Below are 18,030 nucleotides of genomic sequence, written 5' to 3'. Positions count from 1 at the left end.
GTCCGTTGAGCAAATCTTCCGCCCTGGAGCAAGCGGGTCAGGCTGAAGCCAGTTGGGCTCTTCGGGCTCGTCAACTGGATCGCTATCGCTGGAAGATGCTGCGCGAGCGTCACGGTTTGCCGGGCAGTTTTCTGCGCATGGCGCGCGACGCGCTGGTGGATTTCGCGGTCGGTGTACGGGCGCGAATCTGTCTCGGTTTTTCCGGCAGCGGCGTGCTGGCCGATACACTGCCCTGCGACACGCTGTTGTTGCACTCGGCGCCTAAATCCATGGCCTTGCAGCGCAAGAACATCCTGATCGATGCCGTGCGCGCGCGCGGCTGGCATCTGCAGGAGGCTGCGCTGCTGTCACCGTCCCTCGCTTGCGCCAAAGGTCAACTGCTGGCCCCAGCGCAAGCCGTGCCGTTGCGCTATCTGGCTTATGCCGCCCACGCGCAGTGGCTGGTGGCCCGCTATACCCCGCGCGTGTTGATCAACGAGCGCAACGGCAGTTATCACACCCCGTTTCTGCGTCTTGCTCTGGCAGCGCGCGATGCCCGGCTGTTGCACCTGGCGCACGCGACCACGCTTGAGTCGTCGCGGCGTCTGGGCATGAACGATTACGACTATTACGGCGTTTTCGGGCACAGCTCGCTGGTGGCGTTACAGGAGCGAGCGTTGCGTTTCGGCACGTCGACCGTGGTGCTGCTCGGTTCTTATCTGGCTGACGAAACCTACGATTTGCCGGTCGCCGACCCCGCGATCAAAACCCTGTTGGTGTTGGGCGTCGGGCCTGATCGGGAAAAGGAACCGGGCTACCTGCGTACCTATGAACTGTTGAGCGACTGGGCGCAACGGCACCCGGAGTACCGCATGCTGTTCAAGCGCCATCCGCGCAGTCGCGCCCGCTTCTGGAGCGATGCGGCTGAGCGGCTGAACAATGTCGAGTTGCTGGACACTGGCTGCACGCTGGCCGAGGCTTTTGCGCAAGCCAGCGTGGTGATCAACATCATGTCCAACGCGGGCATCGAGTCCGGTCTGGCGGGACGTCCGGTGATTCACGTCAATGCCGGCAACGACGTGGATATCTTTTCCCACGCGCAGTTTTTCGGCCCGCAGGTGCGCGACGGCGAAGAGTTTTCCCGGCAGTTGCAGGCGCTTGAGCAGGATTACCGCAAACACGTCGAGCAGGCGCGGCGCTTTGCCGACTTTCACCTGGTGTACGGCTCTCAGGGCCTGGCCAAAACCACGCAGCTGATCGACGATCTGTTGCGCGGTCATGATCCTGAACGTGACTTCGAGACCTTCGAATTGCCCGCCGCAGGCTGAACGCTATCGCGGCAGGCTCAGGCCTTCAGCGCCAGCGCCATGTCCGCTTCATCGCAGGCGCGCTGATGGCTCAGGTACTGCTCCAGAAACTGGCGATCCTGCAACAACCATTCACGGTCTGCGCGATACCGCAGCATGTGACTGAAGTTGCGCAGTCGCAGACCTTTGCGAAGCGGCCCTGAATAGAGACGCAAGTCAGCGATGTCGATCAGGCCCAGCGTGCCTTTCGGAGTCAGCACCACATTGCCCAGATGGGCGGAGCGAAAGTAGATGCCTTTCTCGTGCAGCAGGGCGATGAATTCGCCCAGTGCTGCGCGTAAATCATCCCTGGGTTCGGCCAGTAATTGTCGCAAAGTGTGACCGGGCAGCGGGTCGTAATGGACGGCGTCGCGCTCGATGCCGGGAATGCGATAGACCTGACGGACTACCGGGCAGTCGATGCCGCGCGCGCGCAGCGCCTGGCAGTTGTCGGCGAAGCGCTGGGCGTAAGGAGCCCAGATGGCGGAGCTCAGCAGGCGTTTGCGGCGGAACAGCTTGAGCATCGTGCCGTCGGACAGGCGCAGAACCTTGTCTCCCTTACGGTCGGATTCAAGCACCTCGGCACCTTCACGCATGTCGAGGTAGGCAGTGTGGTCGAGCTTTTGCATCAAGGTTCCATTGCAGGGCTGACGAGTGTGCGAGCGGCATGTTACCGCAGTGCGGGTGCCGCAAAAAATCGTTGTGCTACAATCGCGCCAAATTTTTTAGATGCGCACCGCCGCTTTGCGGACGGGCCGTCCCCCGCTGGTCAGGTTTTCATACTGTTTTCACCGAGCTGCGCCGCACTGTTTTTATGTTGAGCTTGTCCTTCCGGTCACGAAGCAACGCAGTGTAAGGCCCTCGGATCTACAGGGCTGTTGCGTGTATTCACGTGCACCCCGGCGGGTGGCTGCATCCTTTTCGGACTCACCACGATGACAATGCTGTTCCTGTCGATGGCCCGACATCAGGGTCTCTATTTCAACCGTTTGCTCAACGAGACCGAACTGAGTGGGCGCGTGGTCACGTCGCTCAACATATCGTGGCCGCGTGCATCCCGTATGGCTGCCACGCTGTCCCGCATCGACTTCGACGCGCTGGTCGACGAGAAGTGTGAAGAGCGAGTGATCAAGAACAAGAGCGCCGGCTACCTGTATCGTCGGTTACTGCGTCTTGAACTGACCTGGGCCGCTTTGCGTATTCAGGCCCTGCTCGATCGCGAACGTCCGGATGCGGTCGGTGTATGGAACGGCGCCCATCGCTACTGCCGCCTGCTCATCGCGCTGGCCCCTCCGGAATGCAAGACCTTCTTCTTCGAAAACGGCCTGTTGCCCAACACGACGACCGTAGACCCGAAGGGTGTGAACTACCTCAATTCCATGCCCCGCGACCCCGCTTTCTACCTCGATTACCCGTATCCCGTCGCCGAGCGCGCGCCCGCTGCGGTGCTGGTTCCGCGCAAGCCGCGCAGTCGCGGCCCGGCACCGATCAAGCTGCCCGAGCGGTTCATCTTCATTCCGTTTCAGGATGATCGAGACACGCAGGTGCGCCTGTTCTCGCCGTGGGTCGGCAACATGCGCGAGATGTTCGCAGTCGGCGAGCGTCTGGCGGCGGAAACCGGCATGACGGTCGTGTTCAAAGAGCATCCATCGAGTCGCGAGAGCTACCCTGATCTCCACAAGCGGGCGTCGAAAAACGTGCTGTTTGCCAACGGTAACGCCACGCAACAATTGATCGAGGCCAGCCAGTTCGTCGTCACGCTGAATTCGACGGTGGGCCTGGAAAGCTTGCTGCTGGGCAAGCCGGTGATGACGCTTGGCAAAGCCTTTTACAACATCGACGGGCTGGTGCGGCACGCCGAAGATGTTGACCAGGCTGTCGCGCATGCGCGCGTGTTCCCGGACTGGTCGCTCGATGAGCGGTTGCGGCGCAATTTTCTGCATTACCTGTCCGAGCACTACTGCATCAAGGGTGACTGGAAGACGGCCGACAGGTCACAACTGCGCCGCGTCGCCAACCGCTTGCTGGGCAAGTCCGGATGCTGAGCACAGTGTCGGGAGTGATTCAGGCGTCTTTCCTCATTATCTTCAAGCCATGTTCAAGGTGCCCGAGTGTATGCTCCCCGGCAATCTGATGGCGGCAAGTGCCGCTGTCCCATGATGCAGGGCCACCGGTGGCGCGCCGTCGTTTGTGCGCTGCCAGTCTTGTAACGGGTTCACTGGTACAATCACTGTTTTATACGCACGAGGCGCGCCGAATGGCCAATTCCAACCAGCAATCGAGCATGAAGATCTATCTGAGGTTGCTGAAATACGTACTCCCGTACTGGGGCGCTTTCGCGGTCAGTATCGTGGGTTTCGTGTTGTTCGCCTCCAGCCAGCCGATGCTGGCCGATATGCTCAAGCACTTTCTGGATGCCCTGCAAAAGCCCGATGACACCAAGTTCCTCGGCTTTTCACTGGTGTTCGGCGTGCCGCTGCTGGTTGTGTTGATTGCCGTTTATCAAGGCATCGGTTCGTTCCTTGGCAACTACTACCTGGCCAAGGTTGCACGCGGTGTGGTTCACGACCTGCGCTGCGCGTTGTTCGATAACCTGCTGACGCTGCCTAATCGCTATTTCGACAACCACAACTCGGGTCATCTGATCTCGCGTATCACCTACAACGTGACCATGGTCACCGGTGCTGCCACCGATGCGATCAAAGTGGTTATCCGTGAGGGGCTTACCGTTGTTTTCCTGTTCGGCTATCTGCTGTACAGCAACTGGAAAATGACCTTGGTATTGCTGGCGATTCTGCCGTTCATTGCCGTGCTGGTCAGCAGCGCAAGCAAGAAATTTCGCAAGCAGAGCAAGAAGATTCAGGTGGCGATGGGCGATGTAACTCACGTTGCCTCGGAAACCATTCAGGGCTACCGCGTGGTGCGCAGCTTTGGCGGCGAGACCTACGAAACCGAGCGTTTTCACAAGGCCAGCGCCGATAACATGAACCGCAGTCTGGGCATGACGCGTACCCAGTCCATCTACACGCCGGTCCTGCAACTGGTGATCTACATCGGCATGGCGGTGCTGATGTATCTGGTTCTGTACCTTCGTGGTGATGCATCGGCGGGCGAACTGATTGCCTACATCACCGCTGCGGGTCTGCTGCCCAAGCCTATCCGTCAATTGTCCGAAGTCAGCGCCACCATCCAGAAAGGCCTGGCGGGTGCCGAAAGCATCTTCGAACAGCTTGATGAAGCACCGGAAATCGACACGGGCACCCAGACCCGGGAGCGCGTCAGCGGTCGCCTTGAGGTGCGTAATCTGAGCTTCCAGTATCCCGGCACCGAGAAGCGGGTGCTTGACGACATTTCCTTTACCGCCGAGTCGGGCCAGATGGTCGCGCTGGTCGGCCGCTCAGGCAGCGGCAAGTCGACCCTGGCGAACCTGATCCCGCGCTTCTATCACCACGACAAGGGCCAGATACTGCTCGACGGCATCGACGTCGAAGACTACAAGCTGGTTAATCTGCGCCGCCACATCGCGCTGGTGACCCAGCAGGTCACGCTGTTCAACGACACGGTGACCAATAACATCGCCTATGGCGATCTGGCCGGTGCGCCGATCGAAGATGTGCGCAAGGCGTCCGAAGATGCCTACGCCGCCGAGTTCGTCGAGCAGATGCCGCAGGGCTACGACACACTGGTCGGCGAAAACGGCGTGCTGCTTTCCGGCGGTCAGCGTCAGCGTCTGGCGATTGCCCGTGCGCTGCTCAAGAACGCACCGCTGCTGATTCTTGACGAAGCCACATCGGCACTGGATACCGAGTCCGAGCGCCATATCCAGGCGGCTCTTGATCAAGTCATGAAAGGCCGCACCACGCTGGTGATCGCGCATCGCCTGTCGACCATCGAGAAGGCCGATCTGATTCTGTTGATGGACAAGGGGCGCATTGTCGAACGCGGCACTCACGACGAGTTGCTGGCCCTCAATGGCCTGTACGCACGTTTGCACGAAAAAGACTTTATCGAGGTAACAGGCCAGGTCGCGACGGCGGCGGAGTCCGACGTTTGATTCTGAGTCACTGGCGATCCTGGCGTGAGCGAGGCTGGACCCCGATTGATGCAGGCGCCTATGCCGACGCCTGGCACAGGCTGGGCGGAAGCGTTGCCACCCACCCGGATGTTGTCGGGCGGCTGTCGGAACTGGCGGCTATTCCGGTGCAGTACCTGGGCTGGTTCGCCGACGGCCGGTTGTTGGCGGCAATGCCTGTCTGGGGCCGCTATCTGGCGCTGTCCAAAGACGTGCTCAAGCGAGAGGGCAAGCGTGGCCTGTTCGATCTGGGTAACGCCGAAATCATCCTGCCTGTCGCCGAAGAGGCAAAAATCAGCCTGCGCCACAAGGTGCGGTATGTGTCCGAACTCAATGTCGGCAGTATTGCCGGTCTGCGCGAGCAGTCCGAAGGGCTGGCCATGGCCCGCGAGCCGGAGGCGTACAGCAAGAAGTTTCGTTACAACCAGCGTCGCGAGCAGCGCCTGCTGGAAGAGGCGGGCGGCAGCATCCGGGCCATGTCTGAGCTGAGTGCCAGCGAGCAGGCGACGATCTATGCCGACCTGTTCCAGCGCCGCTGGAACTTCGAGGTGCCGGGCAAGGCGCATCTGGCCGAGGTGTTCAGCCTGCTGCGCGAGTTCATGACCGGCGCGCTGATCTACCTGAACGACGAGCCTGTTGCCATCCAGATTCTCTACCGGGTAGAAGCACCCAAGTGGGTCAGCCTGGAATACGTCAACGGCGGGGTTGACCCGCAGAACCGCGAATTCAGCCCGGGCAGCGTACTCAGTTTCGTCAATACCCAGACGGCCTGGGAGCAGGCGCGTGCCATGGGCAAACCGCTGCGCTACTCGTTCGGCCGCGCCGACCGGGAATACAAGGACCGCTGGTGCCACCGGGTCCCGGTCTACCAGATTTGAGCGAGATCACGCCGTCATGAGTGGACGCAAGCAACATTTGCTTAAACGTCATCGCCAGCGCAAGCGGGTGATACTAATCGGCGCGGCGCTGATGGCCGTGCTGTTCGGGGTATGGGTTGCCTGGTGGCCGCTGCCGCTGTTCCTGCTGTTCGGCTGGCTCGCCCACGAGGCGTGGTTCGCCGATCACCTGTTCTATGCGCCCTCCGACGATTACCGTTATGACTTTCCCGAGGGCGCGGTTCACTGTCCGGTCACCCTGCAAAACGGCAAGCTGACCGTTGTGGGTGACGTCGTCGCGACCCAGACGCTGGTGCTCAAGGTGCACGTCAAAAGCCACTGGCTGGGGCGTTTTCTCGATCCGCAGGTGTGGATTGGCGACGACCGTCAGGACATGGAACGTGGTGTCGATGGCGAGCGTTTTCTCAACCTCTCCGGGCAAGGTCCGGCACTGGTGGACGGAAGCCTGACGCTGCGCGGGCGCTTTTGCAGCCTCGCTTCGCAGGCCACTCTGTACGCACTGGATAACCCGGATTTCGCCGCGCAGCGTCTGCTGATCGTCGCGCCGCACGCCGACGACGCCGAACTGGCGGCCTTCGGTCTTTACAGCCGTGCGCCCGAAGTGTCGATCGTGACCCTCACTCAGGGTGAAATCGAAGCCGACAACTACCGTGATATGGGCCTGGACGCTGCCGAGGCCGCACGGCTTAAAGGCCGCCTGCGCAGTTGGGACAGCCTCGCCGTGCCGCTGTGGGGCGGAGTCGCGCAACAGCACTGTTTCCAGCTGGGGTATTTTTGCCTGAGGCTAGGCGAGATGGCCCGTAGCCCGGAGCAGGCTTTCGGTTCTCGTGAGTCTGGAGAAACCGATATCCGTACGGTGCGTCGGCATAACAGCCTGAGCCTGCCGGGTGATGCCGACGGCCAGCCGCACTGGAACAATCTGGTGGCCGATCTGGCCCGGCTGCTGGAGCATCAGCGCCCGGAAGTGGTGCTGACACCGCATCCGGAACTCGATCCGCACGACGACCATGTCGCCGGTACCCGCGCGCTGATGGAAGCCATCGAGCTCAGCGCGTGGCGGCCTCGGACATTGCTGCTGTATGCCAACCATCTTCACGACAACGATCGCTGGCCCATGGGGCCAGCGGAGTATGGCATCGCCTTGCCGCCCATGGTCGAGCCGCTGCCGGCCGACGGGCTGTGGAGCCCGTCACTGGATTCCGCTGCGCGCATGGACAAGGCGATGGCCTTGGGCATGCAACACGATTTGCAGGGCCGACCACCGCTGAAACGCCGCATCCGCCGAGTGATCCAGCGCCTGCTGGCCGGTCGACGCTGGCCACGTACGGGCGAGGATGAGTTCTTCCGCAAGGCCGTGCGCCGCCACGAGATTTTCTGGGTGCGGCCATTGCCACCCGATGACGCCCGCTGAGCCAGCCCGCGCATCGCTGATGCGTGCTTTCTCTATGTTATTATTTTCGTCGCTTTTATCGCTCCCGGAGTTTTCATGAAGCTATCCATGCCGCGCTTTGATCAGGCCCCTGTCCTGGTGGTCGGTGATGTCATGCTCGACAGATACTGGCATGGTGGTACCTCGCGTATTTCCCCTGAAGCGCCGGTGCCTGTGGTCAAGGTCGATCAGATCGAGGACCGTCCGGGCGGTGCTGCGAACGTTGCCTTGAACATCGCTGCGCTGGGCGCCCCTGCATCGCTGGTCGGCGTGACTGGTGACGACGAGGCAGCAGACAGCCTGTCCAACAGCCTGAAAGCTGCGGGCGTATTGGCGCGCTTTCAGCGCATTGCCGATCAGCCGACCATCGTCAAACTGCGCGTAATGAGCCGCCATCAGCAATTGCTGCGTATCGACTTCGAAGAACCGTTCAACACCGATCCGCTGGCCTTGAGCGCAGAAGTTTACAGCCTGCTGGACGGCATCAAGGTGCTGGTCCTGTCCGATTACGGCAAAGGCGCGTTGAAAAACCATCAGGCATTGATTCAGGCTGCCCGCAAGCGCGGCATTCCGGTGCTGGCCGACCCGAAGGGCAAGGATTTCGCGATTTATCGCGGCGCCAGCCTGATCACGCCGAACCTCAGCGAGTTCGAAGCCATCGTCGGGCATTGTGAAGACGAGGCGCAACTGGTCACCAAAGGTGCGCAGTTGATGCAGGAACTGGATCTGGGGGCGTTGCTGGTCACCCGTGGCGAACACGGCATGACTCTGTTGCGTCCTGATCAACAGGCGTTGCACTTGCCAGCCCGTGCTCGCGAAGTGTTTGATGTGACCGGTGCGGGCGATACAGTCATTTCCACCTTGGCAGCGGCGATTGCGGCGGGCGAGGAGCTGCCACATGCCGTTGCCCTGGCCAATCTGGCGGCAGGCATTGTGGTCGGCAAACTGGGTACGGCAGCGATCAGCGCCCCGGAACTGCGTCGCGCCATCCAGCGTGAAGAAGGTTCCGAGCGCGGCGTGCTGGGGCTGGAGCAATTGCTGCTGGCCGTCGACGATGCGCGCGCGCACAAGGAAAAAATCGTCTTCACCAATGGTTGCTTCGACATCCTGCATGCCGGGCATGTGACCTATCTGGAACAGGCGCGCGCGCTGGGTGATCGTCTGATCGTTGCGGTCAACGACGACGCTTCGGTCAGCCGCCTGAAAGGGCCGGGCCGTCCGATCAATAGCGTCGACCGGCGCATGGCTGTACTGGCCGGGCTGGGCGCGGTGGACTGGGTGATCAGCTTCCCCGAAGGCACCCCGGAAAACCTGCTGACCCACGTCAAACCGGACGTGCTGGTCAAAGGCGGTGACTACGGAATCGATCAAGTGGTCGGCGCCGACATCGTCCAGGCCTACGGCGGCGAAGTGCGCGTGTTAGGGCTGGTGGAAAACAGCTCGACAACAGCGATTGTCGAGAAGATTCGGAGTCAGTAGGTTTAAGCTGCAAGCCTCAAGCTGTAAGTTACAAGCTAAAGCAAATCAAAAGGCTTGAAGCTTGCAGCTCAAAGCTTCCCGCTAATTGCGTGTAGCAGTTCCCGGGCCTTGCCGGTCAGGCGTTTGAGGCCGGTCTTTTTCGGCGGTGGGGTCATGCCCTGCTGACGCAACCAGTCCTTCCAGCGAATGCGTTCCTCGCGCACCACCCAGCCATCCTGCGCCGCAAAGCTTTCCGCCAGATACAGGCCTCGGGTCGGCGCCGGGATCAGCTTGTCGCGCTTGAGCGTGTACAGCTCGGGCAGCGGCGATCCGTTCTCCAGCGGCATCAGGTACAGGTCCGGCTTGCTGCGGTTGAGGCGGGCGACCAGTTGATCGTTTTCCAGCGCTTCATCGACGTGAAACAAACTGATCGGGCGTGCCTCCTTGGGGATTTCCAGGCGCATGTCATAGATCAATTGCAGTGACGATGTCGGCAAATGCACATAGGCCCGCGGCCGTTCCAGAAGTGTCAGGTTGCCACTGCGCACCGGTCGCGCTGCGCCGGACAGCGGGCTCAGGCGAAAGGGCATGGCTTCGCGATAATGCAACGCGGCGGCGTAGGGCGCCGGCAGCCAGGTGTCCTTGAAACGCCCGCTGAGCCAGCCTTGGGGCGTTTCGATCAGGCACTCTTCGGCCACTTCCTGAATCGCCGTGTGCAGCGGCAGGCTCAGCTCGTGGGCTGGCACGTAGCCGGAGATCAGCTTGAGCACCACGTCGCCACGGTCCTGACGCCGCTGGCGGACCAGCACCCAGTAATCGCGGTTCTGCCAACTGACGGTCAGACGCACGGACACGCCCAGATTGGCCAGTTCGGTGGCGAACCGCTCGGTGTCCGGCACCTCGATCTTGCGCCGCCGCTGCAGAGTCTGGGAGAAGTTCATCGGCATGCCGACGCTCTGATAACTCAGGCTTTCCGGAGTGGCTTCGACGAACAGCGGCAGGGTCTTGAAGTTGCTGGGGTTCTTCCGGATCAGTGTTCGCGGCATAACGGCTCCTTCTTGCGTTGGGGTCGGCCGCCTCAATCAGGCTTGACGGCAAATCACGGCAGCGGCAGTGGCGACGTTGTGGGCCAGGTGCAACGGGTTGATGGTGCCGACAATAGCACTGGCAACCCCCGGGTGTTGAAACAGTAGCTGGAAGCTGGCCTGCACCGGGTCTGTGCCCGGCGTCAGGCAGACATGACCACTGGCCAGCGCTTTCTTGACCAGGATGCCTTTGCTGTGCGCGGCAGCGTAGTCGAGAACCGGTTTTTCAGCCTGCTCGTCGAGGTTGTAGGTGACCATCGCGCAGTCCCCTTCGTGCAGCGCCAGCAGGCCGCCTTCGACAGTCTTGCCGGAAAAGCCAAAGCCCCGGATCTTGCCTTCGCGCTTGAGCTCGGCGAGCGTCTGATACACCTCGGCGTCGTTGAGAATGGCCAGGTCGTTGCCGTCCGAATGCACTAAAACCAGGTCGAGAAAGTCGGTTTCAAGACGTTTCAGGCTGCGCTCCACCGACCTGCGCGTGTGCTTGGCGCTGAAGTCATGGCTCGACTGACCGTTGTCGAATTCTTCGCCGACCTTGCTGACGATCACCCAATCCTGACGCTGCCCGCGCAACAGCGGGCCGAGGCGTTCTTCGCTGGTGCCGTAGGCCGGCGCGGTGTCGATCAGGTTGATGCCCATGTCGCGGGCCATGCGCAGCAGCATTTGCGCCTGCTGGTCGTCGGGAATCTTGAAACCGCTGGGGTATTTGACGCCCACGTCGCGGCCCAGTTTGACGGTGCCCAGCCCCAGCGGTGAAACGCTCAGGCCAGTGCTACCAAGCGGGCGGTGCAGGTCGTGCAGGGTTTTCAGGCTCATGGCAGCAGTTCATCCCAGACAGGTACGGCCATTGGCGGCCTTGGCACATCAACCAGCGGTGCTTGCGGTGTCGGATGGATGCCGTCTCTCGACAACTGCGACAGGACCCGGTCAGCGAAGTCCGGTGCCAGTGCCAGCTTGGTCGGCCAGCCGATCATCAGGCGTTGCTGGCTGTCGAGAAAGGCGTTGTCCGGGCGCACCAGCCCCGATTGGGCTGGCTCGGCGCGATCCACCCGCAGGGTTGCCCACTGCGCCTGGCTCAGGTCGACCCACGGCAGCAGGGCTTCGAGTTCCTTGCGGGCGACGGCAATCTGCGCATCCGGCTCGCGCGCCACGCCATCGGTTTCGGCCAGATCGCCACCCAGGTACCACACCCACTGGCCGTCAGCGGCTGGATGCGTGGTCACCGTGATGCGCGGCTTCGGCCCGCCGCCCAGGCAGTGGGCGAACAACGGTTTCAGGGTCGGCCCCTTGACCAGCACCATGTGCAGCGGGCGGCGCTGCATCTGCGGTTGTGAAGCGCCAAGCGCGTTCAGCAGGTCGGCATTGCCGCCGCCCGCGCTGAGTACGATGCGCTGGGCATGGATATCGCGGCCGTCGACGCGCAGACCGATCAATTCATCCGCCTCGTAGAGCGGCTCGATTTTCTGCCCGGCCAGCAGGCTGTCGCCGGCCAGTTCTGCGAGGCGCTCGATCAGGCTTGGCACGTCGACCACCAGTTCAGCCAACCGATAGACCTTGCCTTTGAATTTCGGGTTTTGCAGGGCGGGTGGCAGTTGCTCGCCCTTGACCTGATCCACGCGACCGCGCACCGCCTTGCTGGCGAAAAAGCTGGTCAGGTTGCCGGCGATAGTGCCAGGCGACCACAGGTAATGGGCTTCGGACAACAGGCGCACGCCGGACAGGTCCAGTTCGCCCTTGCCGTCGAGTGCCTCACGCCAGCGACGCGGCATGTCGGCGATGGCCTCGGACGCACCGGATAGCGCGCCATGCAGCGCGTACTTGGCGCCGCCGTGGATGATTCCCTGCGACTTGAGGCTCTGCCCGCCACCCAGGCTGGCGCGCTCTACCAGAACTGTCGAGAACCCTTGACGACGCAACCGGGCATTGAGCCAGAGACCGGCTACGCCAGCCCCGACAATCAGCACGTCAGTGGAAATAACCGATGGCATGAGCACCTCAGTGAGCAAAAAGTACCAGCATTATAAGGGATCAGGTTTTCAATGCCCGGCGGTTTTCGAGAACAGCTGAATGACCGCCACACCGGCCACGATCATCCCCATGCCCAGCAGCGCAGGCAGGTCGAGTTTCTGGCCGTAGATAAAGAACGCCGCGATGCTCACCATGACGATGCCCATGCCTGACCAGATGGCGTAGGTGATGCCGACCGGAATCGTGCGCATCACCAGGATCAGCATCCAGAACGCAATCGCGTAGCCGGTGATCAGCAGTATCAGCGGTAGGGGCGTGCTGAATCCTTTGACGGCTTTCATTGAAGTCGTGGCAATGACTTCCGCGCAAACGGCGATGGCCAATAGATAGTAAGCGTTCATGGTGGATTCCTTTTCGTCAGGCTGCGCATTCTAGCGACTTGTGATGGCGGGCTGATAAACTCCGCGCCCATGAATAGAACTCTTTATACCGTGCTGTTTCATCTCGGCCTGCCACTGGTCGCGCTGCGCCTGTGGCTGCGGGCGCGCAAGGCTCCGGCGTATCGTCAGCGCATCGGCGAGCGCTTCGCCAGCGGCCTGCCCGCCATGCAGCGCGGCGGGATCTGGGTGCATGCGGTGTCGGTCGGCGAGAGCATCGCCGCCGCACCGATGATTCGTGCCCTGCTGGCGCAGTATCCGCAGTTGCCGATCACTGTGACTTGCATGACGCCCACAGGTTCGGAGCGAATCAAGGCGATGTTCGCCAGTGAGCCGCGCATTCAGCACTGTTACCTGCCGTATGACCTGCCATGGGCTGCCGGGCGTTTTCTTGATCATGTGCAGCCGCGGCTGGGCATCATCATGGAAACCGAGTTGTGGCCCAATCACATTCATCAATGTGCGAAACGCAGAATCCCTGTAGTGCTGGCCAATGCGCGGTTGTCGGAACGTTCTGCACGAGGTTATGCACGTTTCGCGAAGCTGACGCGGCCGATGCTGGCGGAAATGGCCTGGTTTGCGGTGCAGACTGACGTGGAAGCGCAGCGCTTTCGTGATTTGGGTGCGCGTCCCGAGAGCGTTGCGGTGACCGGCTCGATCAAGTTCGACCTGAGCGTCGACCCGCAATTGCTGGAGCGCGCTGTGCAGCTGCGTGAACAATGGCAGGCGACACAGCGCCCGGTGTGGATTGCGGCAAGCACGCACGCAGGCGAAGACGAAATCGTACTGGTGGCGCATCGCACTCTGCTGGCAGCCCATCCCGATGCCCTGTTGATTCTGGTGCCGCGTCATCCCGAACGCTTCGACAGTGTGCATGCGCTGTGTCAGCAGCAGGGTTTTGCGACGGTTCGACGCTCAGCGGCTCAGGCCGTCACACCAGAGGTTTCGGTGCTGCTGGGCGATACGATGGGCGAATTGCTGTTCCTTTATGCACTGGCTGACATTGCCTTCGTCGGCGGCAGCCTGGTGCCCAACGGCGGGCACAACCTGCTGGAGCCTGCGGCACTGGCCAAGCCCGTACTGAGCGGCCCGCACCTGTTCAACTTCCTCGAAATCGCCGCAATGCTGCGCAAAGCGAGTGCTTTGCAAGAGGTCAGCGATGCGACTGCACTAGCCGCCGCCGTCCAGCGCCTGATCGGCCAGCCACAGCAGGCTCGCAGCATGGCCGATGCCGGGCTCGCCGTTATGCAGGCTAATCAGGGAGCTTTGCAGCGCTTGCTGGACGGGATCGGGCAGTTGATGACCAGGCGCTGAATAAGCTTAAGGTCGGATGGAGAGAGTCCGGAATACGGAGCGTTCAGGCTTCTGCCCTCCGCTCCCACGCCCTCCGGGCAGAAGCCTGTTTTTCGAGCTCATTGAGGTTTATGTAGGGCGCTGTACTCCTGCGGGGACTGCCCTTCGTGATGCTCTGCATTACAAGTCTCTAGTCAGCAACCTCAACGCTGTGCAGGCCGCTCGAAGTTCTTCTGCGCTGCCGTCGCCAAATCCGGTGGCAGGAAATCCTTGTCCGGGTTGTAGTCCGGTTTGAGGTAGCGGGACAGGTCCTGCAGGTCGCCGGGGTTCAGGGTGCCGGCGGCCTGCTTGAGGCGCAGGTTATCGAGGATGTAGTCATAGCGCGTGTTGTTGTAATCACGCACCGAGGCATACAGCTGGCGTTGCGCATCGAGCACGTCGACGATGTTGCGGGTGCCGACCTGGTAGCCGATTTCCGTGGCCTCCAACGCACTCTGGTTGGAGATGATCGACTGCTTGCGCGCCTGCACCTGTTCCACATCAGTGTTCACCGCGCGGTGCAGGTTGCGGGTGTTTTCCACTACCTGACGGCGCAGGCTTTCGCGGCGCTGCTCGCTCTGGCTCAGGCGCGAATAAGCTTCGCGCACCTGCGAGCTGGTCAGGCCACCGCTGTAGATCGGGATGTTCAACTGCACGCCAATGCTGCGCTGCTCGACGCCACCGCTGTAATTGCGACCGGTGTAGTTGGGGTTGTTGAACCCCAGTGCATCGTTGTCGCCACGCTGGTAAGTCGCCACGGCATCGAGGGTCGGCGCATGCCCGGCCTTGCGCTGGCGCAGGGTTTCTTCGGCAGCGCTAACCGCATAGTTGCTGGCCAGCAGGTTGAGGTTCTGTTGCGCAGCAGTGTCGACCCAGGCCTTGGCGTCATTCGGCGTCGGCGCGAGCACCGGCAAGGTGTGCACGATGCCTTCGATGGAGTTGTATTCGCGATTGGTCAGCGTCACCAGTGCCTGAAAGGCATCGTCCACCTGACGCTGAGCGAGCAGCCGGCTGGCGCGGGAGGTGTCATAGCTGGCTTGGGCCTGCAGCACATCGGTCTTGTCCGACAGGCCGACATCGAAACGCTCTCTGGCCTGATCCAGCTGGCGTTTGAAGGCCGCTTCCTCGGCTTTGGTAGACGCGAGGTTGTCCTGCGTACGCAATACGCTGAAATAGCTTTGTGCCGATTGCAGAATCAGATTCTGTTCGGTGGCCGAGAGCTCCAGCGCCGCCTGTTCGTTGACCGCCTCGGCTGCCTGCAACTGGAACCAGCGATCGGCCCGAAAGATCGGCTGGCTCAGGGTTGCCTGATACACCGTGCCGCTGCGGGTCGCCACGGCTCGGGGCTGATCAATGCTGGTGCGAGTGTTGCTGTTCTGGACGCTGCCGGAAATATTCGGCAGCAGGCCGGCACGCGCCTGCGGTACAACTTCCTTGCGGGCATCGTAATCGGCGCGCGAGGCGGCAAGATCGGCGTTGTTGTCCACCGCCTGCTGGTAGACATTCAGCAAGCCGGTCTTGATCGGCATTGGCAGGTCGGCTGCCCAGGTCAGCCCGCTGGACGCAAACGAAACAGCCACGACCCACGAAAGTTTGCGTAACATGAGGCATTCCCTGTTCATGAAGAAAGTAATCACGGTTTGCAGAGAAACCGGGCTAGCGAGTGTAGAGCCAGACGCTTTTGGCAACAATCGTCGATTTATGCCATTTATCGAGGTCTGTGCAAATAGGCTGGCGCTGCGGTAGCGCGCCGTCATAGACTGAACGCGTTCTTGTCGGGGTGCCTTGCTATGAGGCTGAGATCGGTTAAACCGGATCCCGTTGAACCTGATCAGGTTAGCGCCTGCGTAGGGAACAAGATTTCTCGTCTCCCGGCGAGTCCTCTTGAGTGTCGTCCGGGGTCGATTGTTCGAATAACGAACAGTTCGCCTCCTTTCGATACTCAGCACCAGCACTGGTGCACCCGTCCGTCATAATCAGGTTACTCCGACAACAAATCCGCAACCGGATGTCTGGAGAGCCCGTGATGAGTACAAAACCAAAAAACGCAGCCCATTTGAGCGAGTCGGCGCAGGTCGATTCCGGATCGGTGCAGCCGTTTACCCGTTCGCAGAAAATCTACGTTCAGGGCTCACGCCCGGACATCCGCGTGCCGATGCGCGAAATCACCCTGGATGTCACGCCGACGGATTTTGGCGGTGAAATCAACGCCCCCGTCACTGTCTATGACACCTCTGGCCCGTACACCGACCCCAACGTGATCATCGATGTGCGCAAAGGCCTGGCCGATGTTCGCTCGCCGTGGATCGACTCGCGCAACGACACCGAACGCCTGCCTGGCTTGAGTTCCAACTTCGGCCAGCAACGCCTGAGCGACGCCGAACTGACCGCGCTGCGCTTTGCCCATGTACGCAACCCGCGCCGCGCCAAGGCCGGTGCCAATGTCAGCCAGATGCATTACGCGCGTCAGGGCATCATCACGGCCGAGATGGAATACGTCGCCATCCGCGAAAACATGAAGCTGCAGGAGGCCCGCGCAGCCGGCCTCCTGACCCAACAGCATGCCGGGCACAGCTTCGGTGCCAGCATCCCGAAGGAAATCACTGCCGAGTTCGTGCGTGAAGAGATCGCCCGTGGTCGCGCGATCATCCCGGCCAACATCAACCACGTCGAGCTGGAACCGATGATCATCGGCCGTAACTTCCTGGTGAAGATCAACGGCAACATCGGCAACAGCGCGCTGGGTTCTTCCATCGAAGAAGAAGTCGCCAAACTGACCTGGGGCATTCGCTGGGGTTCGGATACGGTCATGGACCTGTCCACCGGCAAGCACATTCACGAAACCCGCGAATGGATCATCCGTAACTCGCCGGTGCCGATCGGTACGGTGCCGATCTATCAGGCGCTGGAAAAAGTCGGCGGCGCGGCCGAGGACCTGACCTGGGAGCTGTTCCGCGACACGCTGATCGAGCAGGCCGAGCAGGGCGTCGATTACTTCACCATTCACGCCGGTGTATTGCTGCGTTATGTGCCGCTGACCGCCAAGCGCGTGACCGGCATCGTCAGCCGTGGCGGTTCGATCATGGCCAAGTGGTGCCTGGCGCATCATCAGGAAAACTTCCTGTACACCCATTTCGAAGACATCTGCGAAATCATGAAGGCCTACGACGTCAGCTTCTCGCTGGGCGATGGCCTGCGTCCGGGCTCGATTGCCGATGCCAACGACGCGGCGCAATTCGGCGAGCTGGAAACCCTGGGCGAGCTGACCAAGATTGCCTGGAAGCATGACGTGCAAACCATGATCGAAGGCCCCGGCCACGTGCCGATGCAGTTGATCAAGGAGAACATGGACAAACAGCTGGAATGCTGCGATGAAGCGCCGTTCTACACCCTCGGCCCGCTGACCACTGATATTGCGCCGGGTTACGACCACATCACGTCGGGCATCGGTGCGGCGATGATCGGCTGGTTCGGTTGCGCGATGCTGTGCTATGTCACGCCCAAGGAGCATTTGGGGCTGCCGAACAAGGATGATGTGAAGACCGGGATCATCACCTACAAGATCGCGGCCCACGCAGCGGACCTGGCCAAAGGGCATCCGGGCGCGCAGATTCGCGACAATGCGTTGAGCAAGGCGCGTTTCGAGTTTCGCTGGGAAGACCAGTTCAACCTCGGTCTGGACCCGGACACCGCACGTTCGTACCACGACGAAACCCTGCCCAAGGATTCGGCCAAGGTCGCGCACTTCTGCTCCATGTGCGGACCGAAATTCTGCTCGATGAAAATCACCCAGGAAGTGCGCGAGTACGCAGCCAATCAGCGCATTGAAGCGGTAGACGTCGACGTCGCCAAAGGCCTGGCCGAACAGGCCGAGCGCTTCAAGCAGGAAGGCAGCCAGTTGTACAAGAAGGTGTAGGGAGCGACAGCCCACTCAGGGTTCAGAGTTGCACACAAGTCTGCTTTGATTCTGCCCGAAGGGCGTGGGAGCTTGCTCGCGAAGACGGACACACATCAGCATAAATCTTCGGCGG

General features: G+C 61.3%; 14 protein-coding genes and 1 riboswitch. Of the genes, 8 read left to right on the top strand and 6 right to left on the bottom strand.

Going from position 1 to position 18,030, the window contains the following annotated elements; all coding sequences use genetic code 11:
* The first annotated feature begins 5 nt into the window (after nt 1-5).
* Nucleotides 6-1,307 carry a glycosyltransferase family protein gene (locus ABJ99_RS24010; protein ID WP_080378301.1) on the top strand — a complete coding sequence of 434 codons (1,302 nt, stop codon included), beginning with the start codon at nt 6-8 and terminating at the stop codon, nt 1,305-1,307.
* Between the two features lie 17 nt (nt 1,308-1,324).
* On the opposite strand, the gene ABJ99_RS24005 is transcribed toward ABJ99_RS24010, so the two are convergent.
* The gene (locus ABJ99_RS24005) at nt 1,325-1,954 is read right to left on the bottom strand and encodes a BUD32 family EKC/KEOPS complex subunit (protein ID WP_054087918.1); all 630 of its coding nucleotides are present in this window, start codon (nt 1,952-1,954) and stop codon (nt 1,325-1,327) included.
* Between the two features lie 306 nt (nt 1,955-2,260).
* On the opposite strand from ABJ99_RS24005, the gene ABJ99_RS24000 reads away from it, so the two are divergent.
* From ABJ99_RS24000 to hldE, 5 genes are all read left to right on the top strand, one after another.
* Nucleotides 2,261-3,370, top strand: coding sequence for a capsular polysaccharide export protein, LipB/KpsS family (locus ABJ99_RS24000; protein WP_230081081.1), 1,110 nt, complete (start codon nt 2,261-2,263; stop codon nt 3,368-3,370).
* 212 nt (nt 3,371-3,582) lie between these two features.
* A complete protein-coding gene (gene msbA / locus ABJ99_RS23995; protein WP_054087916.1) occupies nt 3,583-5,379 on the top strand; it encodes a lipid A export permease/ATP-binding protein MsbA in 1,797 nt (598 codons plus the stop codon).
* Nucleotides 5,379-6,275, top strand: a complete 897-nt coding sequence (locus ABJ99_RS23990; protein WP_054088049.1) for a GNAT family N-acetyltransferase — start codon at nt 5,379-5,381, stop codon at nt 6,273-6,275. The genes msbA and ABJ99_RS23990 overlap by 1 nt, the downstream gene beginning before the upstream one ends.
* Before the next feature lie 16 nt (nt 6,276-6,291).
* Nucleotides 6,292-7,704 (top strand): PIG-L deacetylase family protein, encoded by a 1,413-nt coding sequence (locus ABJ99_RS23985; protein WP_054087915.1) that lies wholly within the window; start codon nt 6,292-6,294, stop codon nt 7,702-7,704.
* Between the two features lie 75 nt (nt 7,705-7,779).
* Nucleotides 7,780-9,201, top strand: coding sequence for a bifunctional D-glycero-beta-D-manno-heptose-7-phosphate kinase/D-glycero-beta-D-manno-heptose 1-phosphate adenylyltransferase HldE (gene hldE, locus ABJ99_RS23980; RefSeq protein ID WP_054087914.1), 1,422 nt, complete (start codon nt 7,780-7,782; stop codon nt 9,199-9,201).
* 68 nt (nt 9,202-9,269) lie between these two features.
* Here hldE and ABJ99_RS23975 read toward each other — a convergent pair whose 3' ends face one another.
* Genes ABJ99_RS23975 through ABJ99_RS23960 form a run of 4 tightly spaced genes read right to left on the bottom strand, consistent with a single transcriptional unit; the run spans nt 9,270 to nt 12,631 of the window.
* Complete coding sequence (locus tag ABJ99_RS23975; RefSeq protein ID WP_054087913.1) at nt 9,270-10,226, bottom strand: hypothetical protein; 957 nt, start codon at nt 10,224-10,226, stop codon at nt 9,270-9,272.
* Between the two features lie 36 nt (nt 10,227-10,262).
* The gene (locus tag ABJ99_RS23970) at nt 10,263-11,078 is read right to left on the bottom strand and encodes an aldo/keto reductase (RefSeq protein ID WP_054087912.1); all 816 of its coding nucleotides are present in this window, start codon (nt 11,076-11,078) and stop codon (nt 10,263-10,265) included.
* Complete coding sequence (locus tag ABJ99_RS23965) at nt 11,075-12,250, bottom strand: NAD(P)/FAD-dependent oxidoreductase (RefSeq protein WP_054087911.1); 1,176 nt, start codon at nt 12,248-12,250, stop codon at nt 11,075-11,077. Before ABJ99_RS23965 ends, ABJ99_RS23970 begins: the two co-directional genes overlap by 4 nt.
* A gap of 48 nt (nt 12,251-12,298) precedes the next feature.
* A complete protein-coding gene (locus ABJ99_RS23960) occupies nt 12,299-12,631 on the bottom strand; it encodes an SMR family transporter (protein WP_007251975.1) in 333 nt (110 codons plus the stop codon).
* Between the two features lie 69 nt (nt 12,632-12,700).
* Here ABJ99_RS23960 and waaA point away from each other — a divergent pair, with 69 nt between their 5' ends.
* Entirely contained in the window at nt 12,701-13,981 is a 1,281-nt protein-coding gene (gene waaA, locus ABJ99_RS23955) for a lipid IV(A) 3-deoxy-D-manno-octulosonic acid transferase (RefSeq protein WP_054087910.1), read from the top strand.
* A 182-nt stretch (nt 13,982-14,163) separates the two neighbouring features.
* Here waaA and ABJ99_RS23950 read toward each other — a convergent pair whose 3' ends face one another.
* Nucleotides 14,164-15,603: a TolC family outer membrane protein gene (locus ABJ99_RS23950; protein WP_054087909.1), complete on the bottom strand. Its 1,440-nt coding sequence runs from the start codon at nt 15,601-15,603 to the stop codon at nt 14,164-14,166.
* A gap of 162 nt (nt 15,604-15,765) precedes the next feature.
* Nucleotides 15,766-15,870, top strand: a riboswitch (TPP riboswitch).
* A gap of 155 nt (nt 15,871-16,025) precedes the next feature.
* Between ABJ99_RS23950 and thiC the strand changes: the two genes are divergently transcribed.
* Nucleotides 16,026-17,915, top strand: a complete 1,890-nt coding sequence (gene thiC, locus ABJ99_RS23945; RefSeq protein WP_054087908.1) for a phosphomethylpyrimidine synthase ThiC — start codon at nt 16,026-16,028, stop codon at nt 17,913-17,915.
* The last annotated feature ends 115 nt before the right edge of the window (nt 17,916-18,030 follow it).

Source organism: Pseudomonas syringae pv. cilantro (assembly GCF_001293775.1).
Classification (GTDB): domain Bacteria; phylum Pseudomonadota; class Gammaproteobacteria; order Pseudomonadales; family Pseudomonadaceae; genus Aquipseudomonas; species Aquipseudomonas syringae_P.
This window is presented reverse-complemented; position numbering and strand designations above follow the sequence as displayed.